Here is a 26,166-nt window from a genome sequence, read left to right on the forward strand (position 1 = left end):
AAATGAAAATTGATCCCAACAGTTCCAAAGATTTGTCGGCCCAGATCGCCCAAGCGATCCGTGATGCCATTGTTGCGGGTGATCTGATCGTCGATCAGCGCCTGCCCAGCGAGGCAGAGCTGGCCGATCAATTCGAAGTGTCCCGCCCGACTGTGCGCGAAGCTTTGAAGCGGCTGGCCGCGCAATCCCTGATCCGCACCCAGCGTGGTGCCACGGGTGGTGCCTTTGTGAACCGGCTGCGTTTTGAAGAGGCCTATGACCAGCAGGTCACGACCTCAACGCTGCTTTTGTCGATGAACGCCGTCAGTTTTGATGTCGCCTGCGAGGCGCGCTATGCGTTGGAACGCGCCTGCGCACCTTTGTCAGCAGAACGGCGCACCCCGGATCAACTGGCCACCATGCGCGCCGAAATTCACCGCCAATCCCAGCCCGGCCTGACGGACGAGGCATTTTGTGCCTCAGATGTGACGTTTCACCGTGCGCTCGTGGATGGTGCTGGCAACAAAGTCCTTAGCTATCAATTGGCGGGCGCTGTTGAGGCGATGCAGCCCTTGATGAACATGATCACATTCACCGCCCGTTCCCGCGAAGCGATCGTCGCGCTGCACACTGACATTGCAGACGCGCTGCAAGCACAGGATGCGGCCAAAACTGATGCAAGCCTTGTCGAACTTGCCGCCTACACGCGCAAATTGGCCCACACTGTGGTCAGTGCCCGCGCGCAAAAGGAACACGCGTCTACTTGACCCCAAACCTTGCTTTGGTGGTGCGCGCGCCCTAACTGACGTGACATGATAGATTTTCTAAACATCGTCGCGGCGTTGCTAACCATCGGTTTTGGCCTCTTTGGTTTTATCGCGCCGCGTTTTACCGCGGAGGCGCTTGACCTCGCCCCGACCAAAAGCACCATGGGCCTTAGCGAAATGCGCGCCAGCGTTGGCGGCTTGTTTGTGGTGGCAGGGTTGGCTGCGATCAGACTTGGTGCGCCGCTTGCCTATGCGATGATTGGATTTGCTTTTGCGGGTGCGGCCCTTGGGCGCGTCTTGTCGCTAATTTTTGATAAACCGCCGGTGCGAAAGGTCTTAATCTTTGGCGGAATCGAAACGGCTTTGTCCGCGTGGCTGTTGCTTGCTAATCTGTAAATTCATTTAAATACAGGTGGATACTGATTGAAGTTAATTCAAATTTTTCATCAGTAACTGCAAAAACTTATGCCATTCAGGGTCTCGCAGATTGCATCCCCCCCGTGGTTGACCTATATAAACCATGTCCTTCGGGGCTATGGACATAAACGCGCTCGTAATAAGCGGATCGGACCCGGGGGCGGTACCCGGCGACTCCACCAACACATCCTTTCATTTGGGATCATGGGGTCGAAATAGGATCGACGGACGTCTAAAGGGGTTTTGCTTTGTCTCGGCTGTCTGCCACCGTTACCGGCGAAACTTGTACAATTGCAAATGACAATCGTGCTCCGATGGCAGTAGCAGCGTAAGCTGTTCCTAATATCGAAACTTAAGTCCTTATGCCTAGCCGCGTAAGGCGGGGTTCGCAGGCACCTGGCAACAGAAGCCTGCACTTTCTTCCAAAAATTCAACAAGTTTTAAGAGTAGATGCGTATTCGGTGTGTGACACACAGATGATTTGGATTTGCATGCATGCCTCACAAAATCAAAACCCTAAAAGCGTGGTTCGAAGAAGTGTGGGTGAACGGCAATTTGGACGCGATTCCTGAACTGCTGGCGCCTGACGCACGCACACGCGGAATTATGGGCGATATACCCTTTGCGGCTGATGAAATGGCTGAACTCGTCACCATGGTGCGCGCGATGCTGGGACCTATCGAAGTGTCTTATCCCGTGACCGTTCAACAAGACGATTGGTTATCCGCCCTTGTCGAAGTCAAAAGCCACGCAATCGATACCGGCGACCCAGTTCATGTCTCCAATCAATTCATCGCCCGCTTTGATGCACACCGGATGGTCGAAATTTACAGCGGCGTTGATTCCTTGACGTTATTTGAACAGCTTGGCCTGTTACCGGCAAACGCTATGGCAGTGATGCTTGGCGGCACGGCGCTGCATTAACTCAAGGTACGATGCAACACAGCGCATAAACATCCCCTCGCCCGTAACCGTATTTCTATAGGTTTTCACTGCTTACATATACGACCGAGCGCCTCAACGGCAGCGATCGGACTTGACGCCAAGCGCATTCGCTCGGTATCAACTTGTTTAGGGGTATCCGCGAACACCCCGTGAGGCGCCAGCCCAACGTTCGCATGTTTCCAGATCAAAGGATGCATGCTCATGGCTGCCCCAAACGAAATCACCACTGCTCAACTTTTGCGCCTGATCGGCACGCCAGGCGCGCCGGTCATTGTCGATATTTCAATCGACCCAGATTTCGAAGATGACCCGTTTTTGATTCCGGGATCTTTTCGCCATCCACACACAGACTTACCGGGCCTTAAGGCACGCCTTGGCGGGCGGCCTTGTGTGATACTCTGCCAGAAAGGCATCAAATTGTCCCAAGGCCTTGTCGCGCGGTTGCGGGCCGATGGGCACGCGGCTGAATATCTGTCTGGCGGCATGTTTGCTTGGCGTGACATGGCAGGCGCGCTGCGCATTCCAGCGACCGCTCTGCCCGCACCCATCGATGGCGCAACCCTTTGGGTCACACGTCATCGCCCAAAAATTGACCGCATCGCTTGTCCGTGGTTGATCCGTCGCTTTGTTGATCCCAATGCGCGGTTTTTGTTTGTGTCACCGCAAGAAGTCGTCGGCGTGGCAGACCGTTACGGCGCAACGCCGTTTGATATCGAAGGCGCATTCTGGAGCCATCGCGGCGACATGTGCACGTTTGACACGATGCTTGCGGAATTTAAGCTGAACAGCCCGGCCCTTGATCGTCTTGCACAAGTCGTGCGCGCAGCAGACACCAACCGCCACGATCTTGCGCCCGAAGCGGCTGGTCTATTGGCCCTTTCGGTAGGTTTGTCGCGCCAATACCGTGACGATCAGGAACAGTTAAAGGCGGGTTTACCGCTTTATGACGCGCTCTATCGTTGGGCGCGCGATGGCAAGGATGAAGGCCATGATTGGCCCGCGGGACACGTATCATGAAGCCCTCGTTTGCAGACATGACCCGCGTATTTGGGCGTATCGGCCTGTTGTCTTTTGGCGGGCCGGCCGCACAAATCGCATTAATGCACGACGCCCTTGTGACACGGCAAAAATGGTTGAACGAAGACCAGTATCTGCGCGCCTTATCGCTGTGCATGCTGTTGCCCGGCCCCGAAGCCATGCAATTGGCAACCTATGCGGGGTGGCGATTACGCGGCGTCGCAGGTGGATTGCTGGCCGGGCTTTTATTCGTGGTGCCCGGCGCGTTGATCATTCTGTGCCTTGCGCTAGCCTATGTGAAATTTGGCACGGTTCCCTTGGTACAAGCCGCATTTTTGGGCATCAAGGCAGCGGTCATTGTTGTCGTCCTTCAGGCGTTGCTGCGTTTGGGGCAAAAGGCCCTTAAGGGGCGCGCGGCGTGGGTATTAGCGGGGACTGCTTGTGGTGCGTTGTTTGTCTTTGGCCTGCCCTTTCCATTGATCGTGATCTGTGCCGGGCTTTATGGCTATGTCACCGCCGATCTAAAGACTGCCGTCTCGCCTCCGCCCGCCACCCAGACCAATACCCCCGTAACGATTGCACTTTGGGCTGGTCTTTGGATTGCTCCATTGTTTGTCCTTTGGATCACCGCGCAGGCGTTTTTGCTGCAAGTGGGTCTGTTTTTTTCTAAGCTGGCTGTGGTCACATTTGGTGGCGCCTATGCCGTGTTGGCCTATATGACGCAAACCGTTGTGCAGGATTTTGGCTGGATCAGCACGCCGCAGATGATCGACGCACTGGGGCTGGCCGAGACTACACCCGGGCCACTGATTCTTGTGACCGAGTTCGTCGCTTTGCTGGCTGGTTTCGCCCAAGGCGGGGTTTGGATGGCACTGGCGGCGGGTGCTGTTGCACTATGGGTCACGTTAACGCCTTGTTTTCTTTGGATTTTTTCCGCTGGACCTTACCTTGATCATATCGCGGCCCGCCCGCGCTTGTCCGCCGCACTTAACCGCATCACTTCGGCCGTTGTTGGCGTGATCTTGAACCTTTCGATCTGGTTCGCATTGCATGTCTTTTTTGGTAGCGTCGGCAGTATGTCTGGCTTGGCTTTACCTGTGCCCGACTTTGCAACGCTCAATCTTTGGGCAGTTGTGTTAACTTTAATTGCTGGGCTTTTAATGCTAAGGGCAAAGATGAAATTACTGCCTGTATTGGCAATTATGGCAGCCCTCGGCAGCGCAATCTCGTTTTTTGGGTACAGCTAATGATCACTTATCGCGTTACCCCCTCTTTTCACCGCGGTTATTTGGGATAAGGTAGGCACCAGACTACTGCGAGGAACGCCATGAGCCGGAGCATTGATTACGGCAACCTAATGCATGAGGCCATGCGCGGCCTCATTCGCAAAGTGTTGACCGATGTGGCTGAGAAGGGTCTTCCTGGATCACACCATTTCTTTATCACCTTTGACACCGGCCATCCGGATGCGGAATTGGCTGACTGGCTAAGTGATCGCTATCCCGGCGAAATGACTGTTGTGATGCAGCATTGGTATGACAAATTGGAAGTCGGCGCAGATGGGTTTGCGGTCACGCTAAACTTTGGTGATGCGCCCGAACCGTTGTTTGTGCCATACGATGCGATCAAAACCTTTGTTGATCCGTCCGTCGAATTTGGCCTGCGCTTTGAAACGCAGGACGACGAAGACGAAGTCGACGAAATCAAAGCAACGCCGCCTGAAATTTTACCGCGCGCCATTGCGACCAGCCCAAAACCCGAAAGTGACGCGGAAGAAGACGATGATAAAGCCGGCAAAGACGCCGATGTCGTCTCGCTGGACAGTTTCAGGAAGTAACCAACCGCCTTTTGGGCGGTTAAGGTTCAATTGGCGGTTAAAAACGTCTCGACGGCGCGCTGTACTTCACCGGCACTGATCACCTGAAAACGCAGGTTCAGACCGCCTTCGGCAAGAGTCCGGTCGTATTGCTGCATGATGTACCCACCGTCTTCGTCTACAAACAACGAAAACACCGTCAGCGTTTCACCGGAAATGCGTGACCACACATAGGGTTCGCCCTTCATTGGGTCGAGCTGCACAGTATGCCCAAAAACGTTTTTGCGCTGCGCCGCGGCAAAGACATTTTCGCGGTCACTGGCAACAAAATCGATCTCGTAAGACTTTTCGCTGATCTTTCCGCTGGCGCGATATGTCACCGATGTCCATTGCACCCGAAATCCGTCGTCAGTGCCGGAAATCTCTACACTCATGTCGCGTGGAATCTTGGTCCCATCCAATGCCGTGACTTCGGCCGATCCAGCATAGCTTCCGAAAAAACTGTCAACATCGGCGCGGGCTTGCGATGCAAACAACACGACCGCGGCACTTAACGCCATCAAGGCGGATAGAAATCTAGGCGCTTTTGATCGCATGGCTGTGCGGGCGGCAATCATCGATGTCTCTCCTTTTGGACCTGTCCACATAATATAGGTCATTGTCGCGCAACATACAGCATTCTTTGCAGGTCGCGTCCAATCACGAAGCCGCTTGTGATCCCTGTGCGCTTGTCTGATCCGCCCCCGGGCGATACATGAATGGCAAGTTTTACCAACAAGGAGCCACCCCATGGCCAATACTCGTACCGAATCCGACAGCTTTGGCCCACTGGAGGTTCCCGCAGACAAATATTGGGGCGCACAGACCCAGCGATCGATCATCAATTTTCCCATTGGCTGGGAAAAGCAGCCGATCGCCGTTGTCCGCGCACTTGGTGTGATCAAACAAGCCTGCGCGATGCAAAACAAAGCCCAAGGCGGTCTAGACGCGCGCCTGGCCGATGCCATCATCGAAGCCGCCAGCGAAGTGGTTGCCGGCAAGTTTGATGACAACTTTCCCTTGGTTGTTTGGCAGACTGGGTCCGGCACACAATCCAACATGAACGCCAACGAGGTCATCGCCAACCGCGCCATTGAAATCTTGGGCGGTCAGATCGGATCAAAAGACCCCGTGCACCCCAACGACCACTGCAACATGGGTCAGTCGTCGAACGACACCTTCCCCACCGCGATGCACATTTCGACGGCGATGACGGCACGTGATGTGTTGCTGCCGGGTTTGGAAAAACTGCACGGCGCTTTGCAAGCCAAGGTCGACGCCTTTGATGGCATCATCAAAATCGGACGTACTCATACGCAAGATGCGACGCCGTTGACGCTGTCGCAGGAATTTTCGGGCTACACGCATCAGGTTGCGATGGGCGTCCAACGGGTCAAGGACGCATTGGGCCGTATTTACGAATTGGCGCAAGGTGGCACTGCGGTTGGTACCGGGCTGAACACTCAAGTCGGCTGGGCCGAGGCCGTCGCCGCGCATATGGCCGATATCACCGGCCTGCCCTTTGTCACAGCCCCCAACAAGTTCGAAGCGCTGGCCGCCCATGACGCAATGGTTGAAATGTCCGGCGCGCTAAAAACAGTGTCCGCGTCGCTTTTCAAAATTGCCAATGACATTCGCCTTCTCGGGTCAGGCCCGCGTTGCGGTCTTGGCGAGTTGGTATTGCCTGAAAACGAACCCGGCTCGTCCATCATGCCCGGCAAGGTGAACCCAACACAGTGCGAAGCGTTAACCCAAGTTTGTGCCCATGTGATGGGCAATGATGCGGCTGTGGGTTTTGCCGGCTCTCAAGGGCATTTTGAACTGAACGTTTACAAACCAATGATGGCTTATAACGTACTGCAATCTATGCAGCTTTTGGGCGACGCCGCGTCGGCCTTTACTGACAATCTGGTGGTTGGTTTGGATGCAGACCGGGTGCGCATCGACAAGCTGATGCGTGAATCGCTGATGCTGGTGACGGCCCTTGCACCTGAAATTGGCTATGACAACGCCACAAAGGTCGCCAAAACGGCGCATAAAAACGGCACCACCTTGCTGGAAGAAGCGATCGCTTTGGGCTTTGTAGATGAAGAGACGTTCAACCGCGTGGTACGCCCTGAAAACATGATCGGGCCCAAGTGAATTCGTCACCGATCAACTTAAATAAGGCCCGCAAGGCCCGCGCGCGCGCTGATCAAAAGGCGCGCGCGACAGAGAATTCGATAGCCTTTGGGCGTAGTAAGGCTGCCAAAGCAGCAGACACCCTTCAAGCCGCTCGCAACGCCCGCATATTGGATGGCGCGGCCTTGGAAACACCTAATGGCACAGAACACGACAAGCAAAAGCCTCAGGGATGAATTGGCAATTTGCCAGTCTGCTACCCATTGGTGCCGTCCGCCGCGATGAGTGTCACTGTGATGAATCCAAAAGCGCATTAACGCGAGACTTGGCCGTCAATCTAGGCGCTATCAAACATTGGATGATCTCTTGAACGGGCGACCACAAAAACACTCGTTGACGTTAAAAGGACATCGCACAAGCGTGTCTTTAGAGACCGAGTTTTGGACGGCCTTCCGCGAAATTGCCGAAGAAGAAGGTAAACCGATCAACGTGTTAGCCAGCGAAATCGACGCGGCCCGAGAAACGGATGTGGGGCTGGCTTCGGCGATCCGAGTTTTTATTCTGCGACGTTTTATGGATCGTTAACTAAGAGATGCAAGGCTGGAGATATGAACCAGCTCGCTACACACACCCCGTCCCTCGCGCCCCATTTGATCCTGTTGGATATGTTCAGCTCGAAAGCCGCCCGTGAGGGTGCGGTGATCCGGCGAAAATCACGCGACATCGATCGGTTGATTGGACGCGATGCATTTGTACGTGAATTGCACCGACGCGGGTATCGTGCGGTCGAAAACGCCGGTCAGATCGTGATCTTTTGCAACAACGAACCTGTGCGCCCGTTGACTTGAAGACGGAGACCGACACGGTCTCCGGTTATTTTTCGGAACGAAAAACGGGCAGAAAGGAAACTGTGTCAGTTTCCGTCCGATCTCTTTGTGAGAGATCGATTTAGCCCAGCGTTGCAAGTGCGGGGAACGTCTCGAGCAGCCAAAATGAAAAGCGCGTAAACAAACCAAACAGCATGGCGATGCCGACCATCAACAACAGTGCCCCACTGATTTTTTCGATCAATGGCATATGCTTTTTAATTCGGTTCATAACGCCCATTGCACGGCTGATGAACATCGCAGCAATCAAGAACGGAACGCCTAGGCCTGCCGCGTAGACGCCCAGCAAAACGGTGCCACGCGCGACCGATGCTTCGGTTGCCGCCAAGGACAGGATCGCCCCCAATTGTGGGCCGATGCAAGGTGTCCAGCCAAAGGCAAACGCCAGCCCCAAGATATAAGAGCCGAAAGAAGACCCACCCTGATCACCTGTTTCCACCCGCGCTTCACGGTCCAGAAATGGAATGCGGAACACCGATAGGAAGTGCAGCCCAAAGATGATGATGACAGCGCCCGAGAGTTGCGAAAACAAAATCTGGTTGCTTAGAAAGAACGCCCCAAAGGCGGACGCGGCAAATCCAAGGATCAAAAATACCGTACTCAAGCCAAGCACAAAGAAAAGCGCGGCAATCGTCGCCCGATTTCGGCCCGTTTTGCCTTCGGTCATTTCGTTCATGCTCATCCCTGACATGTACGCCAAGTAGGGCGGCACAATTGGCAGGACACAAGGGCTAAGAAAGCTAATGATCCCTGCAAACAGGGCCACGCTCATGGCGGGCACAAGGCTCGCGTCAAAGATATCAATTCCAAACATAGACAACCCCTACCTTGGCACAGCACCCACGTCACGCCCTGTGCGGTCACATGTCTGTGGACAGGTTGAAACATCCCGCCTAAATCAAGGCTATGGAAAGTGACAACACTCTGGATGCGACGGGCCTACTGTGCCCATTGCCGGTGCTTAAAGTGCGTAAGCGCCTGAAAAGCCTTGCTTCGGGTGCGACGTTGCGCGTGTTGGCCGATGATCCGGCAGCATTAATCGATATGCCACATTTCTGTGTCGAGGCCGGGCATGAGCTGGTTTCACAAAGCATAGAGGGCGACGTGCAGATCTATATCGTCCGCAAAACCTAACCTTTCCCCGAAAAAGAAAAAGGCGCACTTTGCGGTGCGCCTTTTCAAATTGCCTTTTGTGGGCGGTCTTATTTGCCCAGCGACCACCAGCCGCGTTTCTTCGGTTTAGGTGGGTCTTCGCTTGCTACAGGTTCCGGCGCGACTGCCACAGGTTCCGGCGTGGCTGCAACTGGTTCTGGGGCAGCAGGCGCAGGCGTTGGGTCAGCCACAGCTGCCACTGGTGCAGGCGTCGCCGGTGTGGTGGCTTCCGCTTCGGTACTCGCGGCGGCCTTCGCCTTGGATGTCGTTTTAGCAGTGGTTGCTTTGGCCTTGGATGTTGTCGCCTTTGTCGCCGTCGTTTTGGCCTTCGACGTTTTGGTTGAACGCGCGCGGGTCGTCTTTGGTTTGGCTGCCGGTTTGGCTTCAGCCTCCTCTGGCGTGGTGTCGGAGGTTGGCGCGTCGTCGGCTTTAACCTCAGCCTCAGCCACGTCTGGAGCCGCCTCCTCCTTGGGTTTTGACGTTTTGCGCGCCGTGGATTTCGCGGTCGTTGTACGACTAGAGCTGCGCGTCCGTGTTGGCGTTTTCTTTTCCACGGGCGCGTCCGCGTCGTCAGCGGATTTCACATCTGCGACAGGTTCATCAGCAGGCGCGGCTTCAGACGCAGCCTGTTCCGCATCGCCGTCCTCTGTCGACGCCGTTTCGGACGTTGCGTCCACCGATGACTTAGAGCGGCTCCGACGGCGGCGACGGCGGCGGCGTTTGGGTTTTGGTTCGCCGTCCTCGGTGGTTTCAGCTGCGTGGGGCGCGGCGCCTGCGGGTGCAGGTGCTTCATCCTCCACCACGTCGGTGGCAGTATCGTCGTCGTCGATCTGATCCATCAGCGACGTGTCCACAGACACGACGGCTGTCTCAACCGCTTTGACAACACGGGTCGCTGTTTTGAACTTTTCGATGGTGAAATCTGGGCTGATCAAATGTGGTTCGCCCTCGATGCGCACGGACAGGCCATAGCGCGCTTCGATTTGCGCGATGTGCTCGCGCTTTTGGTTCATCAAGAAGTTGGCGATACCCACAGGGCACTTCACCAGCACTTCGCGCGAACGACGACGGGTGCCTTCTTCTTCGATCTGGCGCAGGATGGACAATGCAAGATTGTCGTCTGAGCGGATCAGACCTGTGCCGTGACAGGCCGAACACGGCTGTGTTGTGGCCTCGATCATGCCCGGGCGCAGACGTTGGCGCGACATTTCCATCAGGCCAAAGCCCGAAATGCGCCCTACTTGAATACGTGCACGATCGGTCTTCAGCTTGTCCTTCATGCGCTTTTCGACGGCGGTGTTGTTCTTGCGCTCGTCCATGTCGATGAAGTCGATGACGATCAGGCCAGCAAGATCACGCAAACGCAACTGGCGCGCCACTTCTTCAGCGGCTTCAAGGTTGGTTTTAAGGGCGGTGTCCTCGATCGAGCCTTCTTTGGTCGAACGACCCGAGTTCACGTCGATGGCGACAAGCGCTTCGGTGATGCCGATCACAATGTAACCGCCGGATTTCAGCTGAACCGTCGGGTTGAACATGCCACCCAAGTAGGTTTCCACCTGATAGCGCGCGAACAGCGGCAAGCTTTCGGAATACAGTTTCACGTTTTTGGCGTGGGACGGCATGATCATTTTCATGAAGTCCTTGGCCGTGCGATAGCCACGTTCGCCTTCGACAAACACTTCGTCGATGTCGCGGTTATACAAATCGCGGATCGAACGTTTGATCAAATCGCCTTCTTCATAGATCTTGGCCGGCGCGATAGACTTCAGCGTCAGTTCTCGGATCTGTTCCCACAGACGTTGCAGATATTCATAATCGCGCTTGATTTCGGCCTTTGTACGTTGCGAACCGGCGGTGCGCACGATCAGGCCTGCACCCTGAGGCACGTCGATCTCGTTTGCGATCTCTTTCAGTTTCTTGCGGTCCGCGGCGTTGGTAATTTTGCGCGAGATGCCACCGCCACGTGCAGTGTTGGGCATCAGAACGCAGTAGCGCCCCGCCAAGGATAGATATGTCGTGAGGGCCGCGCCTTTGTTGCCGCGTTCTTCTTTGACCACCTGCACCAGCAAAATTTGGCGTACTTTAACGACTTCTTGGATTTTGTACCGTTTGGGGCGCGGTTTGCGCACCGGGCGAATGTCTTCGCTGTCGTCTTCGACGGCGACGGATTCGATGCTTTCATCTTTTGATGTGGCATCTGGGCCCTTGTCGTCTTCATCGTTGTCGTCTTCGCTGGGCTCTTCACTAGAAGCGGCCTCGACGTTGTCGTCGGCGGACACTTCGGCAACGTCATCTGCCGCAGGCGTTTCAACGGGCGCTTCAGCCGCGATTTCGGCGGGCGTTTCGGCCTCGGTCGCGGGCGCTTCAGCTTCAGAAGTAGAGGTTTCAGGAGACGTAGTTTCAGGCGTTTCGATTGCGGGCGATTCAACGCCAGCCTCCCCATCGGCCTCTAGGTCAATGGTTTCCATGCCTTCGATGTCTTTGGACACCGTGGCGTCATCATCTTTGGCTTTGGCCGCACGTGACCGGGACGAAGACCGGCTGCGTTTGGGTTTGGGTTTTTCGTCGGCTTCGTCACGCGCACGCTGTGCTTCGACATAAGCGCGTTCTTCTTCCATCAATGCTTCGCGGTCGGCGACCGGAATTTGATAATAATCCGGGTGGATTTCGCTGAACGCAAGGAACCCATGGCGATTGCCGCCATAGTCCACAAACGCCGCCTGAAGCGACGGTTCGACCCGTGTTACTTTTGCAAGATAGATGTTGCCAGCAAGCTGGCGTTTATTTTCGGATTCAAAATCAAATTCTTCAACTTTGTTTCCGTCGACCACCACAACGCGCGTTTCTTCGGCGTGGGTGGCATCGATAAGCATTTTCTTAGCCATGTAAGTCCATTGCACAGCGAAAGCGGGCCATTCCCCGGAGGGTCAAGCGCGTATGGGCTGTGTCTTGTCTGGGCGATAGGTGACATGCGGCAGTGCTGACCCGGGGGGCCTTCTGCTGGAACTACTCTTGTCCTCACGCGCGTCATCGCGGTTCTTCTCCGACACACGCGGCCCTTGGGCTGGTGTATCCATTTATAAGCTGCGCCAAACCTTGGTTTGCGTCAGCATCTCGTGGCCTGTCTCAAGGCCCAATCGGTCTGTCCTTCGTCGTGAGAGTGCCCACATACGGATTGACAGCGAAACTCTTAAACAGTGGCGACGCTATTTCGCGTCGCATGTCTGTTCCCCTAGATAATGGGAAGCTGCATGAAATGACAATGGGCAATCTGTCTGTGCCGCACGGCAAGATGATTAAGCCGCGCCCAATCGCCCATCTACCTGACGCACAGCTTGCCACAGATCGGGTGCAACCCCCTGCCCCAAATCGGGCAACGGCAGGTCAACGGGCCGCATGTCGGGGATTTGAACACCGCGGCATCCAGCAACCATCGCTGACGTGATCCCGCGGTCGCTGTCTTCGAACGCAGCACATGCGCTTGGGTCCACGCCCATGGCCGCTGCCATTTCCAGATAAGGCGCCGGATGCGGTTTGGTGTGCGATACTTCGTCACCGCCTGTGACCATTTCAAAAAAGCTTAGCAGCCCTGCATCACCCAGATGTTGCCGTGCGCGGTGACCGTGGGTGGACGTGACCACAGACATACGCGCCCCCAATTCGGCAAGTGCCGCAAGGGTTCGGCGCACTGTGGGGCGCAATGCGACACCCTGCTCAAGGGATGCGGCGACGTTTGCATGCCAATTCGCGTTGAACGTTTCCGCCGCCCTGGCATCACCAAGGTAGGCCGTCAGGCGTGCTAGGGACTCTGCACCGCTGCATCCCACCATCGTTAGGAAAAACGTATGGATATCGTCGCGCGAGCGCCCCGTGGGTTCCAACAAGACCAACGCTTGTTGCAGATAGACCCGTTCGCTGTCCAACAACAAACCATCCATATCAAATAGAAACGCCGCAGGAGCTGCCATGAGAGTATCGCCTTTGCTGGATCAATGCCCGTCGCCATCTGACACGGTCGCGTACAAAAGGAAATGACCGCCGGGCGCGCCGATGGTCACTCTTTTCGACAGTCTGAAACAGGTTGCCTTACAGGTAATCCGAACGTTGCAATCCGTACTTCGCCATCTTTTCATTCAAGGTCCGGCGCGGCAGGCACAATTCATCCATCACGCTCGCAATCGAACCCTTATGACGCCGCATCGTATTGTCGATCAACATGCGTTCAAAGGCTTCGACGTATTCTTTGAGCGGCTTGCCTTCGGTCGTCATCACGGGCTGCATTTCTTCGTGATCGTTCATCAACAGTGACGCAATCGATCCGGTGCCGCGACGTGCCTGCAGCACGGCGCGTTCGGCAATGTTGATCAACTGACGCACATTTCCCGGCCATGGCGCTTGCAGCAACTGTGCCGCCTCTTGGGCCGACACTTTGGGCGCATCACAGCCATATTCGTCGGCAAATTGATCCGACAGACGGGTGAACAGCGTTAGGATATCTTCGCCACGTTGGCGCAGCGGCGGCACCGTGATCTTAAGCGCGGCAAGGCGGTAAAACAGATCGGGGCGCAAGGCGTCCTCGGATGTGCGCCCGGCTTCTTGCAGGTTCGAAATGCCCACGATGCGGGTTTCTGCTGGCGTGCCCTGCTCATTTATCACGGACAACAAGCGCGCTTGCAGGCTTTCGCTTAGGGCTTCAATGTCTTCGAGCACCAACGTGCCGCCGCGCGCCTCTTCCATGGCGGGCAATTGCGCGTCTTCGGGCTGCATGGGGCCAAACAGGCGTTTGGCTAGCGCGTCTTCTTCCCAAGCCGAACAGCTGATCAGCACAAAGCGCTTGCCTGCACGACTGCCAACTGCATGCAACGCATGCGCCACAAGTGTTTTTCCGGTGCCCGTTTCGCCGTCGATCAGCACATGACCATCGGCTTGACCGAGATCTAAGATATCTTCGCGTAAGCGTTCCATCACCGGTGACTGACCGATGAGTTTCTTCATCAACTGACCACCATCGGAGAGTTCACGGCGCAAAGCCCGGTTGTCCATAGTCAAGCGTCGTTGACCCGTTGCCTTTTTCGCCAGTTGCGACATGCGATCCGGGTTGAATGGTTTTTCAAGGAAGTCGAATGCGCCAACGCGCATCGCCTCAACCGCCATGGGCACATCGCCGTGCCCAGTGATCATGATCACTGGCAAAGCACTGTCATTGCCCATCAGCTTTTTCAGAAACTGCATCCCGTCCATACCGGGCATTTTGATGTCGGAAATCACAATGCCGGGGTATTCGGGGCCGAGCACCTTAAGCGCGTCTTCGGCGCTGGCGAATGTTTCGGTGTCATAGCCCGACAGCGCCAGCCATTGGCTGATAGATTGGCGCATGTCCTGTTCGTCATCGACGATGGCAATTTTCATAGCTTGGGTCATCTGGGCTTACTCCGCCGCATTAATCTTTTTGACTGTCTCGTCTTCGCTGGCATCTTCGCTTAGGATCGGCAGCTGCATTTCGAAAACTGCACCACCGGATTGCCCATTACGAGCTGTCAGCCGTCCGCCCAGATCGTTGACAATGCCGGACGAGATGGCAAGCCCCAAGCCAACACCGTCTCCGGGCTGCTTGGTGGTGTAAAACGGTTCAAACAGCGCATCAAGATCGACGATACCGGGGCCGTTATCACGCACCGTAAGGGTGGCCGTTTCGCCCGCTGACAGAAAGATATCGACCTGCGGATCGCGGGTGCTTTTGGTGGCATCAATGGCATTGCGCAAAAGGTTCACCATCACCTGTTCGATGCGCAAACGATCCCCCATCACCTCGACGGCATCTTGGGGCAGAACGCGGTTTATCTGAACGCGGCGCTGGCGCAGTTGCGGTTCCATCATCGACAGTGATGATGCCAGCGCATCGCCCATGTTTACAGGGCTAAACACGTCCTGACCTTTGCGGGCATAGGATTTGAGCTGACGGGTGATCGCCCCCATCCGTTCGATCAAATCATCGATGCGTCCAAAGCTCACTAACGCCTCATCGGGGCGATTGCGGCGCAGCAAAAGACCCGCACCGGCAAGGTATGTTTTCATCGCCGCAAGGGGCTGGTTCAATTCGTGGCTGACAGCGGCCGACATCTCGCCCAAGGCAGCCAATTTTGAGGACTGTTCGAGCGTCTGTTCGGCCACGGCAAGGTCTTCTTGAACCCGTTTTCGTTCGGCGATTTCCCGCTGTAGCTGGACGTTCAAGCGGCGAAGCTCTGCTGACTCGCGCGTTGAGAGCGCCAACCGCAGGGCCGAACGTCGGCTAAGCGCATAAAACGCCAGCGCCAGAAGAAGGGCAAAGCCCATAATCTCAAGCGCAAGCACCCCGTTCACACGTTCACGCACCGACGCATATGTGGTGAAAGACGCGATGCTCCAGCCGCGAAAGGCCATGCGCGAATCCAACCGCATCACGCCTTCGCCTTGCAGATAGGCATCGGCGGGTAACGCCGTCCAATCAGCCGTTGCGCGAATGGCGCGTTCGATAGCGCTTTGCGGGGTTTGACGTTCAAGCGCGTCTTCTTCGATGCGCCCGCGCCAGCGTGGTTCTGTCGCCAGCACGATCTGACCCGCCGAATCCGTCACAAAGACCGCCGCCGATATGCCTGCCCAAGCCCGTTCGAATTTCTGTAAATCCACTTCGACCGCGATCACGCCCAAAACGTCGCCGCCCGACATGACCTTGCGCGAATAGGTAAAGGCAAAGCCGCCCCCTTCACGCGGAGCGACCGTGAAAACCGTGCCAGTGTCGGCCAGAGCCTCTTTGTAATAGGGTTCAAGGCTGTGGTTCGATCCCAAACGATTTCGATCCGTGGCGGCCACCGCGCGCCCCTCGACGTCCAATAGAATAAGATTGGCCGCGCCGATTTCTTCAACAAAGGAAATCAGCCGCTGGGTCGATTGTTGATAATCCGCCGAATTGAGCGCGCCAATCAAAGTCGGATCGCGGGCCAGCAATTGCGGGACAATGGCGTTCTGGCGCAATTCGCTCAACAGGTTGCCGGAATACAGCGCCAACCGCAGTTCTGCGCGATTGCGCGTTGTTTCGGTAAAGCGGTCGGTCAGCAGACGATTGGTAAAGTAAACCGTGGACACCGCCACAACCGTCAAAAGCACCAGCGCAAGGCGCACGCGCCAGCTTGTGGTGCGATGCTTTGGGCTGCCTCTGGCTGAGCTCACGATGCTGTTCATCGCGCGTATCATAGATGCGCGCAGGCCAGCTCTCAAGTCATGCGTCGGTCAATTGCGATGTAACTGAGCGGAACAACGCCTGCCCGTCTGTACCACCATGGCCTTGATCGGCGGCCCGTTCAGGGTGCGGCATCATACCAAGGACGCGACGGTTTTCAGACAAGATGCCGGCAATGTCCTGCATCGACCCGTTGGGATTGTCCGTATAACGGAACGCCACGCGATCATCGCCATGCAAAGCATCCAGCGTGGCGTCATCGGCAAAATAGTTGCCATCATGGTGCGCAATCGGAATATCGATCACGTCGCCGGCATTGTAACCCTCGGTATAGGCTGACTGCGAAGTTTCGACGCGCAAGCCAACGGTTTTGCAAATGTATTTCAGCCCTGCATTACGCAGCAACGCACCCGGCAACATGCCGGTTTCGGTCAGCACTTGAAATCCGTTGCACACGCCCAAAACATATCCGCCCCGATCCGCGTGGCCTTTTACAGCCTGACAAATCGGCGAATTGGCCGCAATCGCGCCACAGCGCAGATAATCGCCAAAGGAAAACCCACCCGGCACACCAACGATGTCGATACCGGATGGCAGCGCTGTGTCCTTGTGCCAAACCATCTCGACCTCGGCGCCAGCCGCGCGAAACGCAACAGCCAGATCGCGGTCACAGTTGGACCCGGGAAAGACAACCACAGCCGCCTTCATGACAAATCGACCCGATAGCTTTCAATCACCGTGTTCGCGAGCAGCTTTTCACACATCGCATTCACATCCGCCTCAGAGGTGCCATCCGCTAGATCAAGCTCGATAACCTTGCCCTGACGCACACCGTCAACACCCTCAAAACCCAAAGCCCCAAGCGCATGGCGCACAGCTTCACCTTGTGGATCCAAAACGCCCGTCTTCAGCATCACATGCACAGTCGCTTTCATGCGAACCCCTTCACTCTTTGGCCTTCATTGTTCTTTAAATACTCAAAAACCCGACGCTCAATTGATAAGCGTCGGCTTTGTGATTGGACCTGTGGATTGCTTGGGCATAACGCCCAAACGACGCGCCACCTCGGTATAAGCATCCGTCAGATTGCCCAGATCGCGGCGAAACACATCCTTGTCCAGCTTTTGGCCGGTTTCGATGTCCCACAAGCGACAACTGTCGGGGCTGATCTCATCCGCCACAATCAGTCGCATAAAATCGCCATCATAAACTCGGCCAATTTCGATCTTAAAGTCGACCAAGCGGATGCCAACAGCCATCATGACCCCTGACAGGAAATCATTCACACGCAAAGCCAGACTCAGGATATCGTCCATATCTTGCTGCGTGGCCCAACCAAAGGCGGCGATATGTTCTTCGGTGACCAGCGGATCACCCAAAGAATCGTCCTTATAGCAGTATTCAACGATGGGACGCGGCAACTGCGTGCCCTCGTCGATGCCCAAACGTTTGCTCATGGTGCCAGCGGCATAGTTGCGCACAATGACCTCAAGCGGAATGATCTCGCAAGACCGCACAAGCTGCTCGCGCATGTTCAGACGCTTGATGAAATGCGTCGGTACGCCGATTTGGCCAAGTCCGGTCATGAAGAACTCGCTTAGGCGGTTGTTCAACACGCCTTTGCCTTCGATCACTTCTTTTTTCTGGGCATTAAAGGCAGTAGCATCGTCTTTGAAATATTGCACGATGGTGCCGGGCTCAGGACCTTCATACAGGATCTTAGCCTTGCCTTCATATATCTTTGTGCGTCGCGCCATGGGCGTCCTTTCGCTTGGGCGTTGCGGGTGAGTCTGCCTCGCCTTGCGCTCTCATAAGCAATCAAAGGAATTGCCGCAAGCAATGGGGTTGTAAGGAATGGTCGCCCTGCACATATCCCGAACAACGAACATTTGAACGGAGCACCCAAATGAGCACCCTAGACGATCGCGAGAATGCCTTTGAAAACAAATTCGCCCATGACGCAGAAATGCAGTTCAAGGCCGAAGCCCGCCGCAACAAGCTACTAGGTCTTTGGGCCGCTGGTTTGATGGGCAAAACTGGCGATGACGCAACCGCTTATGCGGGCGAAGTCGTAAAAGCCGACTTCGAAGAAGCCGGCGACGAAGACGTCTATCGTAAGGTTTCTGGCGATTTGGGATCATTGGCGGATGAGGCAACGATCCGCAGCCAGATGGTGTCGTTGATGATTGAGGCCAAGTCGCAATTGATGAACGATATCAAAAGCTAACCGGACCACCCTAATCAGTTATATTGTGAATTCTTGACGCGCAGCCTATTTAGGTCTGCGCGTTTTTATTTGTTTTGTCGCCATTCACACGTGTCGCGTTAAGGTTTCAGTGAACCTGCATCCCTATCCCTGCCCTTGGGGTTTTTTGGGTCAGAGGTTCGGGGTAATGCGCTTCACATTTGCGTCTTCACATATGAAATTCTTAATGCGTGCAGCTTTGCCGACGGGGGCCTTTGCGCTTTGTGCCGTTTTGTTGGCGCAATACATATCGGTCGATCACCTACGGTCTTTGCCTGCGCGACTGGGTGACATTGCGCCTTGGCGCTGGGTGATGGCTGCGACATTTACACTCGGTAGTTTTTGGGCGGTCGCCCAATATGACGCCCTTGCGCACCGCGCGCTTAGCACTGGAATTTCGAACAACCGTGCCCGCATTACAGGCGCAATTGGCATTGCATTGGGGCAAACGCTTGGCTTCGGAGTCGTCACCGGGGCTTTAGCGCGTTGGCGCATGCTTTGCGATTTAAGCCTGACCGGGGCTGCGCGGGTGTCTGCCTTTGTCTGTGCAACATTTGTGGTCTGTTGGGCCATAGTGACGGCGCTTGTTTGCATTGTGATGCCCGCGCCAGAATGGACTTTCATACCTTCTTTGACCGTTGTCGCTTGCCTACCAATTCTGGCCGCTATGCTTATTTTCTTTCCTGTAATCAATTGGATGAAGATCGCTGTTCATCTGCCAAACTTACGCATCAGCGGGGCGATACTGTTTTGGGCGTTGGTTGATACAAGCCTTGCCTCTGGCGCATTATTTATCTTGCTGCCTGCCGGAACTTTGGCTTTTATCACCTTCTTGCCGCTGTTTTTAATCGCCTTGGGTTGTGGTCTTGTGTCCAACACACCGGGCGGAATTGGCCCGTTTGAGCTGGTCTTGATCAGCGCTTTGCCCTTGGGCGACCCCACGCACATCATGGCTGCGATCCTTGGGTATCGAATCATTTATTATGCATTGCCTGCGACCATTGCCGGGATCGCATTGTTGCGCCCCTTTGCCGCGTCCAAGCACCAAAAAAATGACGGACGCGTGCCCAGTCACCATTGGCTGAACCATTCAGCTTTGATTGCGCAAAATGGTGGCACATTGGCCCGCCGCGCGCAAAGCATGCTGGCGCTGTGGCCCACAGGACAGACCGTGACGCAATTCTGCGATCCCGTTGCCGGTACACGCAATGACGCGTTACAGCATCTTAAAGACACGGCGAAAGACACTGCACAGCTGCCGATGATTTACAAATGCGGTGCCCATATGGCCGCAACCGCGCGCCTTGCACGTTGGAAGGTCCTGCATATTGCAGACGAGGCCATCGTTCCCCTTGCATCATACAACACCGCATCGTCCGCGCATCGGGGTTTGCGGCGAAAATTGCGAAATGCTGCAAAGGCAAACGTAATCCTTCGCGCCGGTCATCCCCTGCCCTTCGCGGCCATGGCCCGTGTTGATGCCGAATGGCAAACCGCACATGGGCGCGCGCGTGGCGGCAGTATGGGGCGCTATTGCCCACATTTCGTGTCTCAGCAATGGGTGGCCTGTGCCTATCTTGAGGGACGCCTTGTTGGCTTTATCACGGCCACCCATGGTGGTGACACTTGGCAACTGGATGTGATGCGCCACAGTAAAGACATGCCCGATGGCGCAATGCATAGCCTTGTAAACACGGCGATTCTTGCAGCAAAGAATGCTGGCGCGCTTTACTTTTCGCTGGATGCAGCGCCCGCTTGCCCTGATCCGAAACATAAATTCTGGCATTGGGTTACTAAAAAGGTCGCAACACGCGCCGGCGGGTCAGGGTTGCGTCAGTTTAAATCCAGCTTCGCCCCAGTTTGGAAACCAAGATACGCGGCCGCACCCACTTGGGGGGCTCTGACCCTTGGCCTTATCGACATCACCCGCGCCATACAAAGGCCAATACCACTTGCCGTACATGACACGCAGCCAACTCATAATGTTGATGAGAATTATGAACTGGCTTCATTCACAGCGACGTGAGATTGCACGCATAATTCATGTGCGCGCGAGGAAGTTACGATGTCCAACCCCTTCTCCGATCTGTTGGCCGAAAAAGGCACCCTTCTCGCGGATGGCGCGACGGGAACGAACTTGTTCGAAATGGGTCTTATGGCCGGTGACGCGCCGGAACTGTGGAATGAAACCGCACCCGAAAAGATTGTCGCCTTGTACAAAGGCGCTGTGGACGCGGGCAGCGACATCTTTTTGACCAACTCCTTTGGCGCCAATGCCTCACGCCTAAAACTGCACGACGCAGGCCACCGTGCTTTTGAGCTAAGCAAATTGGCGGCCGAGATTGGCCGCGATGTTGCCGATGCAGCGGGTCGACGTGTGATTGTGGCTGGGTCGGTTGGCCCGACGGGCGATATCATGGAACCTGTTGGCACCTTGTCCCATGCGGACGCGGTCGAAATGTTTCACGAAACTGCCGCTGGTTTGAAAGCTGGAGGCGCCGACATTGGCTGGCTAGAAACCATTTCCGCCCCCGAAGAATTCACCGCCGCGGCCGAAGGGTTTTCGCTGGCTGATCTGCCATGGGTTGGCACAATGAGCTTTGACACAGCCGGGCGCACAATGATGGGTGTCACCAGCACTGACATGGCGCTGTTGGTTGCGGGCCTGCCAAATCAGCCCCTGGCCTTTGGGGCAAATTGTGGAACGGGCGCGTCAGATCTACTGCGCACCGTGCTTGGATTTGCGGCCTCGGGCACTGAATTTCCTTTGATTGCAAAAGGCAACGCAGGCATCCCCAAATATCATCACGGTCATATCCACTATGATGGCACGCCGGAATTGATGGCTGATTACACCGCCCTTGCGCGCGATTGCGGTGCTTCAATCATTGGTGGGTGCTGTGGCACAACGCCTGAGCATTTGGAGCACATGCGCGCATCGCTCGACACACGGCCCAAAGGCCCGACACCATCGCTTGAAACCATCGTTGCGGCACTGGGTGCATTTTCGTACGCCAATGATGGCACCGGTGCAGACACGGCACCAACCCGCAAACGGCGCGGCAACCGCCGGGTGGCCTAAAACAACGTCAATTGGGCACTGTCGGCCACCGGTTTCTGAAACAGATCGGTGCGCATTGCAGGCGCGCGTTCTTTCAGACCCAACCGCTTGATCGCCAAAGAAAACCGCGCAGCGATCATCTGTGCATAGGGTCCTTCCCCGCGCATCCGATGCCCCCAACGTGCGTCGTAATCCTGCCCACCATGCATTTCACGCAATCGCGCCATAATACGGGCCGCACGATCCGGATAATGTTGCGCCAACCATTCCTGCCAAAGCGGCGACACCTCTTGTGGCAAGCGCAACATGATCCAACTGGCTGTGCGGGCGCCGCAGGCTTTGCCTTGGCTTAGAATGCTTTCCAATTCAGGGTCGCTCAGCGCAGGCACCATCGGCGACGCCATAATGCGCACGGGTATACCCGCCTCACTTAACCTTCGGATCACGGCCAAACGGCGCGCGGGCGCAGGCGCGCGCGGTTCCATCAACCGTGACAGCTTTGCATCTAGCGTTGTCACCGAAATACCGACACGCACCAAACCGCGCCGCGCCATACGACCCAAAATGTCGATATCACGTTCAATCAACGCACCCTTCGTCACAATCGCAACTGGGTGGCCACAGTCCTCAAGCACCTCAAGGCAAGCGCGCATGATCCCATGCTCTTTCTCGATAGGTTGATAGGGATCGGTGTTGGTGCCAATCGCGATGGGTGCGACGTTGTAAGATCGTTTGCCCAACTCAGTGCGCAACACCTCTGGTGCATCCGGACGCGCGATCAGCTTGGTTTCGAAATCCAATCCTGCCGACATCCCAAGATAGGCGTGGCTTGGGCGCGCAAAACAATAAACACAGCCATGTTCGCACCCCCGATACGGGTTAATAGAACGATCAAACGGCAGATCAGGCGACCGATTGTACGAAATCAAAGACCGTGGTCGTTCGATGCTGACCTCAGTGCGCAAGACAGGCAACGGTTCGGATTGGTCCCATCCGTCGTCTTGGCCGTGTCGCGACAGGCCATCAAAACGGCCCACCGCATTGCTAAGCGCACCCCGCCCGATGGCTGTTTTGGTCTGCAAGTCAGTTTTCATCAATTTAGTGTAGAACATTAAGTGAACATACTCCAGAAAAGAGTTTCAAATCAGGCTCTCAGTGGTAAAATCAAAACACATGTAAGTGCGCAGGTCGCGCACGACTTCAAGTGTGTCGCAATCCGGACAGTGTGGCTGCGGTATTCTGACCCATAAAATAGTGAATAGGTACGTGGGCTGCGGCCCCGATTTTCAAGGAACGGCCATGTCAGACGAAGACGAAATCATCCTGTCAGAACTCGACGATGAAGAGCTTGTCCAACAGATGTTCGACGATCTCTATGACGGTTTGCGCGAGGAGATCGAAGAAGGCGTGAACATTCTAATCGCGCGCGGATGGGTCCCGTACGACGTGCTGACCAAGGCCCTCGTGGGCGGCATGACTATCGTGGGTGCCGATTTCCGTGACGGCATTTTATTTGTGCCCGAAGTGTTGCTGGCCGCAAACGCGATGAAGGGTGGCATGGCGATCCTTAAGCCGCTGCTGGCCGAAACCGGCGCGCCGCGCGTTGGCAAAATGGTGATCGGAACTGTCAAAGGCGACATCCACGACATCGGCAAAAACCTTGTGTCGATGATGATGGAAGGCGCCGGTTTCGAAGTTGTCGATCTAGGGATCAACAATGCCGTCGAAAAATACCTTGATGCGATCGATGCCGAAGGCGCCGACATCCTCGGCATGTCCGCGCTTTTGACCACAACGATGCCGTATATGAAGGTCGTCATTGATACGATGGTCGAAAAAGGCATCCGCGATGACTATATCGTTTTAGTTGGCGGTGCGCCTCTGAACGAAGAATTTGGCAAAGCGATCGGCGCAGATGCCTATTGCCGTGACGCTGCTGTGGCAGTGGAAACAGCCAAGGAATTCGTCGCACGCAAACATAACCAAGTGGCAGCAGGGTAACGCCCTGCTCCACGGACGTGGGGTTGGAACAATGCTAAAGGGCACACCCGTCGGCGATCTTGGCTGGACTGCGCCCGCATTCACCTTGAACGATTTTGACGGTGTCACCCACAGCATGTCCGACCACCTCACTGATCAGGGGCTGTTGATTGCGTTCATTTGCAACCATTGCCCATACGTCAAAGCCATCGCTGATCGTTTGGCCGCGGATACACAAACCCTGTTGAACGAAGGTTTCGGCGTGTTGGCTGTGATGTCCAACGACTTCGACGCCTACCCGGCTGACGCGCCAGAACAGATGAAAGCGTTTTCCAACGCACATAGTTTTTCCTTCCCCTATCTCGTGGACAAAGACCAAGCTGTTGCACGTGCCTACAAAGCGGTTTGCACACCAGATTTCTTTGGTTTCAATGGCGACGGACACCTGCAATATCGAGGGCGGTTGGATGACGCAGCCATGGGCGACCCAACACACCGCACGCCGGACCTGCTCAATGCTATGCGCAAAATCGCGGCAACGGGCCGTGGCCCAAAACAACAAACTGCAAGTATCGGGTGTTCAATCAAGTGGCTCTGAACGACGATCAACTCACCGAAACGGGCCTGTCTCCGACAGGTGCAGGTCGCATCCTTTTGATCGCCTGCGGTGCACTGGCGCGCGAAATTCTGGACCTCAAGGCGGCGAATGGCTGGGACCATATGGACCTCACTTGTCTGCCCGCCAAATTGCACCTTTACCCTGAAAAGATCACATGCGAAGTACGCAAAGCCGTGGCCAAACACCGCCCGTCTTATGACGATATCTTCGTTGTTTACGCCGATTGCGGCACTGGCGGATTGCTAGAAACAGCCTGCAAAGACCTTGGAGTCAAAATGGTCGCAGGTCCGCACTGTTATAGCTTTTTTGAAGGAAATGAACGCTTTGCAAGCTTAAGTGAAAGTGAATTCACTGCATTTTACCTAACCGATTTCCTGGTGCGTCAGTTCGAAGCTTTCATTCTCAAACCCATGGGGCTTGATCGCCACCCAGAACTGCGGGACATGTATTTCGGCAATTACGACACCCTCGTCTATCAAGCCCAAACCGACGACCCAGCCCTAACCGAAAAGGCCAAACGCGCCGCCGAAACACTGGGCTTAAAGTTCGAACGCCGCTTTACGGGTTACGGCGACCTGCAAACGACACTCGCGCAAGTCGCTTCTTCTTTGGGTTAAAAATACCTCGGGGGTATGGGGGCTGGCCCCCATGTCAAGAAAATCACTTCAATTTTCTTGCGCACCCGCAACCAGCCGCACACGCTCAATCATCGCGCGCAATCCGTTGGATCGCTGCGCCGACAAGTGATCGTTCAAGCCCAACCGGGTCATCTCGGCCCGCGCATCTACAGTCAATACTTCGCTCGGGCTCAACCCATTGTAGAGCGAACGCAACAGCGCAATCAGACCTTTGACAATCATCGCATCACTGTCGCCGTCAAAATGAAACTGCCCGTTTTCGATCACCGGATGCAGCCACACTTGCGACGCACAACCATCGACCTTGGTCGCAGGCACCTTCAAGGCATCTTCCAACGGCTCCATCGCCTTGCCCTGCTCGATGACATAGCGATAGCGATCCTCCCAATCCTCAAGGAATTCGAAATCTTCAACAATCTCTTCGAATGCAGGGCTAGCCATTGGGACCTCGTGTTCAATCACTCACCACGTGACGTAGGGGCTGGCACGACAAAGGTCCAGTGTCGCAATGGGCGCTTTTCAAGCGTGCCTACATCCGCTACCAAATGACCCAAGAGTTAACGCGAGTGCCCCATGCGCCTTTTGACAACCAGCCTTTTGATCGCAACGCTTGGCTTAACGGCCTGTGCCACTGTGCGAGACAGCCCCATAAACCCTGCCAATTGGTTCGGTCGCAGCCAATCTGAACCCATCCAACGGGAATCAAAGGCCGCCAAAAACCCGTTGATTCCCGAAGAACGCCGGACGGGATTGTTCAAATCTTTGCGCAACGACATTGCGGCCTACAATGGCCAGCCCATCGACCAAGTCAGCGGTTTGGTGATCGAACGCATCCCCGGCGGCGCAATCATTCGCGCCACAGGTATTTCTTCGTTTGACGGGGCACACAGTGTTCAACTGACGCCCGCGACCGAAGATTCAACGCCCGTTGAAGGCGTACTGACCTACCGGCTAGAGGCCGAGCGTCCCAGCGCGCTTCGCCGCACCACATCGCAGCGCGTGCGCACAGTCACCGCCGCCGTACGCCTGTCAGATAATGATCTTAAAGACGTTCGCGTCATCCGCGTCGAAGGCGAACGCAACGCGCAAACCACAGCGCGCCGCTGACCCAACGGCGTTGCGACCCAGTTTGAAGCACCTGTAAAAAAGTATCAGTCCAAAGAAATGATGCGCACGTCGGCGCCATCAGCGGCAAGCGCTACGCGCCCTTCACAAAGGCGCAAAGCGTCTTCGCCGAAAACTTCTGATCGCCAGCCAGACAGGGCTG

The 26,166-nt window shown here is 55.6% G+C and carries 29 protein-coding genes and 1 other RNA gene; 19 read left to right on the forward strand and 11 right to left on the reverse strand.

Annotation, left to right across the window (positions count from 1 at the left end; genetic code table 11):
* Positions 1-2 precede the first annotated feature (2 nt).
* The 7 genes from ABJF76_RS11030 to ABJF76_RS11060 all read left to right on the forward strand — a co-directional run bounded on the left by ABJF76_RS11030 (position 3) and on the right by ABJF76_RS11060 (position 4,962).
* On the forward strand, positions 3-746 hold the full coding sequence (locus ABJF76_RS11030) for a FadR/GntR family transcriptional regulator (RefSeq protein ID WP_413819310.1): 744 nt from the start codon (positions 3-5) through the stop codon (positions 744-746).
* Between the two features lie 45 nt (positions 747-791).
* Positions 792-1,142, forward strand: coding sequence for a DUF4345 family protein (locus ABJF76_RS11035; protein WP_413819311.1), 351 nt, complete (start codon positions 792-794; stop codon positions 1,140-1,142).
* Between the two features lie 87 nt (positions 1,143-1,229).
* Positions 1,230-1,580: a transfer-messenger RNA gene (ssrA, locus tag ABJF76_RS11040) on the forward strand.
* A 78-nt stretch (positions 1,581-1,658) separates the two neighbouring features.
* On the forward strand, positions 1,659-2,087 hold the full coding sequence (locus ABJF76_RS11045; protein ID WP_413819312.1) for a nuclear transport factor 2 family protein: 429 nt from the start codon (positions 1,659-1,661) through the stop codon (positions 2,085-2,087).
* Positions 2,088-2,309: 222 nt separating this feature from the next.
* A complete protein-coding gene (locus ABJF76_RS11050) occupies positions 2,310-3,125 on the forward strand; it encodes a chromate resistance protein ChrB domain-containing protein (RefSeq protein ID WP_413819313.1) in 816 nt (271 codons plus the stop codon).
* Entirely contained in the window at positions 3,122-4,372 is a 1,251-nt protein-coding gene (gene chrA, locus ABJF76_RS11055; RefSeq protein WP_413819314.1) for a chromate efflux transporter, read from the forward strand. The genes ABJF76_RS11050 and chrA overlap by 4 nt, the downstream gene beginning before the upstream one ends.
* A gap of 80 nt (positions 4,373-4,452) precedes the next feature.
* Positions 4,453-4,962 carry an SspB family protein gene (locus ABJF76_RS11060; protein ID WP_413819315.1) on the forward strand — a complete coding sequence of 170 codons (510 nt, stop codon included), beginning with the start codon at positions 4,453-4,455 and terminating at the stop codon, positions 4,960-4,962.
* A gap of 26 nt (positions 4,963-4,988) precedes the next feature.
* On the opposite strand, the gene ABJF76_RS11065 is transcribed toward ABJF76_RS11060, so the two are convergent.
* The gene (locus ABJF76_RS11065) at positions 4,989-5,558 is read right to left on the reverse strand and encodes a hypothetical protein (RefSeq protein WP_413819316.1); all 570 of its coding nucleotides are present in this window, start codon (positions 5,556-5,558) and stop codon (positions 4,989-4,991) included.
* 172 nt (positions 5,559-5,730) lie between these two features.
* Between ABJF76_RS11065 and fumC the strand changes: the two genes are divergently transcribed.
* The 4 genes from fumC to ABJF76_RS11085 all read left to right on the forward strand — a co-directional run bounded on the left by fumC (position 5,731) and on the right by ABJF76_RS11085 (position 7,949).
* Positions 5,731-7,122: a class II fumarate hydratase gene (gene fumC, locus ABJF76_RS11070; protein ID WP_413819317.1), complete on the forward strand. Its 1,392-nt coding sequence runs from the start codon at positions 5,731-5,733 to the stop codon at positions 7,120-7,122.
* Entirely contained in the window at positions 7,119-7,337 is a 219-nt protein-coding gene (locus ABJF76_RS11075) for a DUF4169 family protein (protein WP_413819318.1), read from the forward strand. The genes fumC and ABJF76_RS11075 overlap by 4 nt, the downstream gene beginning before the upstream one ends.
* A 130-nt stretch (positions 7,338-7,467) precedes the next feature.
* On the forward strand, positions 7,468-7,686 hold the full coding sequence (locus tag ABJF76_RS11080; RefSeq protein WP_413819319.1) for a ribbon-helix-helix domain-containing protein: 219 nt from the start codon (positions 7,468-7,470) through the stop codon (positions 7,684-7,686).
* Between the two features lie 23 nt (positions 7,687-7,709).
* Entirely contained in the window at positions 7,710-7,949 is a 240-nt protein-coding gene (locus tag ABJF76_RS11085) for an N-(5'-phosphoribosyl)anthranilate isomerase (protein ID WP_413819320.1), read from the forward strand.
* Positions 7,950-8,049: 100 nt separating this feature from the next.
* On the opposite strand, the gene ABJF76_RS11090 is transcribed toward ABJF76_RS11085, so the two are convergent.
* Positions 8,050-8,802, reverse strand: coding sequence for a cytochrome c biogenesis CcdA family protein (locus ABJF76_RS11090; protein ID WP_413819321.1), 753 nt, complete (start codon positions 8,800-8,802; stop codon positions 8,050-8,052).
* Between the two features lie 92 nt (positions 8,803-8,894).
* On the opposite strand from ABJF76_RS11090, the gene ABJF76_RS11095 reads away from it, so the two are divergent.
* Positions 8,895-9,122: a sulfurtransferase TusA family protein gene (locus tag ABJF76_RS11095; RefSeq protein WP_413819322.1), complete on the forward strand. Its 228-nt coding sequence runs from the start codon at positions 8,895-8,897 to the stop codon at positions 9,120-9,122.
* Positions 9,123-9,190: 68 nt separating this feature from the next.
* On the opposite strand, the gene ABJF76_RS11100 is transcribed toward ABJF76_RS11095, so the two are convergent.
* From ABJF76_RS11100 to purC, 7 genes are all read right to left on the reverse strand, one after another.
* Complete coding sequence (locus ABJF76_RS11100; protein ID WP_413819323.1) at positions 9,191-12,025, reverse strand: Rne/Rng family ribonuclease; 2,835 nt, start codon at positions 12,023-12,025, stop codon at positions 9,191-9,193.
* Positions 12,026-12,436: 411 nt separating this feature from the next.
* Positions 12,437-13,108, reverse strand: coding sequence for an HAD family phosphatase (locus ABJF76_RS11105; RefSeq protein WP_348412981.1), 672 nt, complete (start codon positions 13,106-13,108; stop codon positions 12,437-12,439).
* Between the two features lie 118 nt (positions 13,109-13,226).
* Positions 13,227-14,561, reverse strand: coding sequence for a sigma-54 dependent transcriptional regulator (locus ABJF76_RS11110; RefSeq protein WP_348412979.1), 1,335 nt, complete (start codon positions 14,559-14,561; stop codon positions 13,227-13,229).
* 6 nt (positions 14,562-14,567) lie between these two features.
* Positions 14,568-16,358: a sensor histidine kinase gene (locus ABJF76_RS11115; protein WP_348412977.1), complete on the reverse strand. Its 1,791-nt coding sequence runs from the start codon at positions 16,356-16,358 to the stop codon at positions 14,568-14,570.
* A gap of 37 nt (positions 16,359-16,395) precedes the next feature.
* The gene (purQ, locus tag ABJF76_RS11120) at positions 16,396-17,064 is read right to left on the reverse strand and encodes a phosphoribosylformylglycinamidine synthase subunit PurQ (protein ID WP_348412975.1); all 669 of its coding nucleotides are present in this window, start codon (positions 17,062-17,064) and stop codon (positions 16,396-16,398) included.
* Entirely contained in the window at positions 17,061-17,291 is a 231-nt protein-coding gene (gene purS, locus ABJF76_RS11125) for a phosphoribosylformylglycinamidine synthase subunit PurS (RefSeq protein ID WP_348412973.1), read from the reverse strand. Before purS ends, purQ begins: the two co-directional genes overlap by 4 nt.
* A gap of 57 nt (positions 17,292-17,348) precedes the next feature.
* Positions 17,349-18,113 (reverse strand): phosphoribosylaminoimidazolesuccinocarboxamide synthase, encoded by a 765-nt coding sequence (gene purC / locus ABJF76_RS11130; RefSeq protein WP_348412971.1) that lies wholly within the window; start codon positions 18,111-18,113, stop codon positions 17,349-17,351.
* A 149-nt stretch (positions 18,114-18,262) separates the two neighbouring features.
* Here purC and ABJF76_RS11135 point away from each other — a divergent pair, with 149 nt between their 5' ends.
* The 3 genes from ABJF76_RS11135 (at position 18,263) to bmt (ending at position 21,683) form a co-directional block, all read left to right on the forward strand.
* A complete protein-coding gene (locus ABJF76_RS11135) occupies positions 18,263-18,583 on the forward strand; it encodes a DUF1476 domain-containing protein (protein WP_348412969.1) in 321 nt (106 codons plus the stop codon).
* A 166-nt stretch (positions 18,584-18,749) separates the two neighbouring features.
* The gene (locus tag ABJF76_RS11140; RefSeq protein WP_348412967.1) at positions 18,750-20,627 is read left to right on the forward strand and encodes a phosphatidylglycerol lysyltransferase domain-containing protein; all 1,878 of its coding nucleotides are present in this window, start codon (positions 18,750-18,752) and stop codon (positions 20,625-20,627) included.
* Between the two features lie 39 nt (positions 20,628-20,666).
* Complete coding sequence (gene bmt, locus ABJF76_RS11145) at positions 20,667-21,683, forward strand: betaine--homocysteine S-methyltransferase (protein ID WP_413822568.1); 1,017 nt, start codon at positions 20,667-20,669, stop codon at positions 21,681-21,683.
* On the opposite strand, the gene ABJF76_RS11150 is transcribed toward bmt, so the two are convergent.
* Positions 21,680-22,774 carry a PA0069 family radical SAM protein gene (locus ABJF76_RS11150; protein ID WP_413819325.1) on the reverse strand — a complete coding sequence of 365 codons (1,095 nt, stop codon included), beginning with the start codon at positions 22,772-22,774 and terminating at the stop codon, positions 21,680-21,682. The genes bmt and ABJF76_RS11150 overlap by 4 nt on opposite strands.
* Before the next feature lie 187 nt (positions 22,775-22,961).
* Between ABJF76_RS11150 and ABJF76_RS11155 the strand changes: the two genes are divergently transcribed.
* The 3 genes from ABJF76_RS11155 to ABJF76_RS11165 are packed head-to-tail and all read left to right on the forward strand — an operon-like array spanning position 22,962 to position 24,878.
* Positions 22,962-23,663: a B12-binding domain-containing protein gene (locus ABJF76_RS11155; protein ID WP_348412960.1), complete on the forward strand. Its 702-nt coding sequence runs from the start codon at positions 22,962-22,964 to the stop codon at positions 23,661-23,663.
* Positions 23,664-23,694: 31 nt separating this feature from the next.
* A complete protein-coding gene (locus ABJF76_RS11160; RefSeq protein WP_348412958.1) occupies positions 23,695-24,240 on the forward strand; it encodes a thioredoxin family protein in 546 nt (181 codons plus the stop codon).
* Positions 24,231-24,878, forward strand: a complete 648-nt coding sequence (locus tag ABJF76_RS11165) for a DUF1638 domain-containing protein (protein ID WP_348412956.1) — start codon at positions 24,231-24,233, stop codon at positions 24,876-24,878. The genes ABJF76_RS11160 and ABJF76_RS11165 overlap by 10 nt, the downstream gene beginning before the upstream one ends.
* Before the next feature lie 48 nt (positions 24,879-24,926).
* On the opposite strand, the gene ABJF76_RS11170 is transcribed toward ABJF76_RS11165, so the two are convergent.
* Complete coding sequence (locus ABJF76_RS11170; RefSeq protein WP_348412954.1) at positions 24,927-25,340, reverse strand: SufE family protein; 414 nt, start codon at positions 25,338-25,340, stop codon at positions 24,927-24,929.
* A 132-nt stretch (positions 25,341-25,472) separates the two neighbouring features.
* On the opposite strand from ABJF76_RS11170, the gene ABJF76_RS11175 reads away from it, so the two are divergent.
* Entirely contained in the window at positions 25,473-26,006 is a 534-nt protein-coding gene (locus ABJF76_RS11175; RefSeq protein ID WP_413819326.1) for a hypothetical protein, read from the forward strand.
* Positions 26,007-26,166: the final 160 nt, after the last annotated feature.

The sequence above is a fragment of the Tateyamaria sp. genome (genome assembly GCF_039940735.1).
GTDB lineage: Bacteria > Pseudomonadota > Alphaproteobacteria > Rhodobacterales > Rhodobacteraceae > Tateyamaria.

Bases quoted from the DNA above. Each gene is read 5' to 3' on its own strand.
- ABJF76_RS11135 (WP_348412969.1), top strand. From the start codon at position 18,263: ATGAGCACCCTAGACGATCGCGAGAATGCCTTTGAAAACAAATTCGCC.
- chrA (WP_413819314.1), top strand. From the start codon at position 3,122: ATGAAGCCCTCGTTTGCAGACATGACCCGCGTATTTGGGCGTATCGGC.
- ABJF76_RS11115 (WP_348412977.1), bottom strand. From the start codon at position 16,358: ATGAACAGCATCGTGAGCTCAGCCAGAGGCAGCCCAAAGCATCGCACC.
- ABJF76_RS11110 (WP_348412979.1), bottom strand. From the start codon at position 14,561: ATGACCCAAGCTATGAAAATTGCCATCGTCGATGACGAACAGGACATG.
- ABJF76_RS11105 (WP_348412981.1), bottom strand. From the start codon at position 13,108: ATGGCAGCTCCTGCGGCGTTTCTATTTGATATGGATGGTTTGTTGTTG.
- ABJF76_RS11160 (WP_348412958.1), top strand. From the start codon at position 23,695: ATGCTAAAGGGCACACCCGTCGGCGATCTTGGCTGGACTGCGCCCGCA.
- ABJF76_RS11150 (WP_413819325.1), bottom strand. From the start codon at position 22,774: ATGTTCTACACTAAATTGATGAAAACTGACTTGCAGACCAAAACAGCC.
- ABJF76_RS11050 (WP_413819313.1), top strand. From the start codon at position 2,310: ATGGCTGCCCCAAACGAAATCACCACTGCTCAACTTTTGCGCCTGATC.
- bmt (WP_413822568.1), top strand. From the start codon at position 20,667: ATGTCCAACCCCTTCTCCGATCTGTTGGCCGAAAAAGGCACCCTTCTC.
- ABJF76_RS11045 (WP_413819312.1), top strand. From the start codon at position 1,659: ATGCCTCACAAAATCAAAACCCTAAAAGCGTGGTTCGAAGAAGTGTGG.
- ABJF76_RS11155 (WP_348412960.1), top strand. From the start codon at position 22,962: ATGTCAGACGAAGACGAAATCATCCTGTCAGAACTCGACGATGAAGAG.
- ABJF76_RS11030 (WP_413819310.1), top strand. From the start codon at position 3: ATGAAAATTGATCCCAACAGTTCCAAAGATTTGTCGGCCCAGATCGCC.
- ABJF76_RS11095 (WP_413819322.1), top strand. From the start codon at position 8,895: ATGGAAAGTGACAACACTCTGGATGCGACGGGCCTACTGTGCCCATTG.
- purC (WP_348412971.1), bottom strand. From the start codon at position 18,113: ATGGCGCGACGCACAAAGATATATGAAGGCAAGGCTAAGATCCTGTAT.
- ABJF76_RS11175 (WP_413819326.1), top strand. From the start codon at position 25,473: ATGCGCCTTTTGACAACCAGCCTTTTGATCGCAACGCTTGGCTTAACG.
- ABJF76_RS11170 (WP_348412954.1), bottom strand. From the start codon at position 25,340: ATGGCTAGCCCTGCATTCGAAGAGATTGTTGAAGATTTCGAATTCCTT.
- fumC (WP_413819317.1), top strand. From the start codon at position 5,731: ATGGCCAATACTCGTACCGAATCCGACAGCTTTGGCCCACTGGAGGTT.
- ABJF76_RS11060 (WP_413819315.1), top strand. From the start codon at position 4,453: ATGAGCCGGAGCATTGATTACGGCAACCTAATGCATGAGGCCATGCGC.
- ABJF76_RS11090 (WP_413819321.1), bottom strand. From the start codon at position 8,802: ATGTTTGGAATTGATATCTTTGACGCGAGCCTTGTGCCCGCCATGAGC.
- purS (WP_348412973.1), bottom strand. From the start codon at position 17,291: ATGAAAGCGACTGTGCATGTGATGCTGAAGACGGGCGTTTTGGATCCA.
- ABJF76_RS11100 (WP_413819323.1), bottom strand. From the start codon at position 12,025: ATGGCTAAGAAAATGCTTATCGATGCCACCCACGCCGAAGAAACGCGC.
- ABJF76_RS11085 (WP_413819320.1), top strand. From the start codon at position 7,710: ATGAACCAGCTCGCTACACACACCCCGTCCCTCGCGCCCCATTTGATC.
- ABJF76_RS11065 (WP_413819316.1), bottom strand. From the start codon at position 5,558: ATGATTGCCGCCCGCACAGCCATGCGATCAAAAGCGCCTAGATTTCTA.
- ABJF76_RS11035 (WP_413819311.1), top strand. From the start codon at position 792: ATGATAGATTTTCTAAACATCGTCGCGGCGTTGCTAACCATCGGTTTT.
- purQ (WP_348412975.1), bottom strand. From the start codon at position 17,064: ATGAAGGCGGCTGTGGTTGTCTTTCCCGGGTCCAACTGTGACCGCGAT.
- ABJF76_RS11140 (WP_348412967.1), top strand. From the start codon at position 18,750: ATGCGCTTCACATTTGCGTCTTCACATATGAAATTCTTAATGCGTGCA.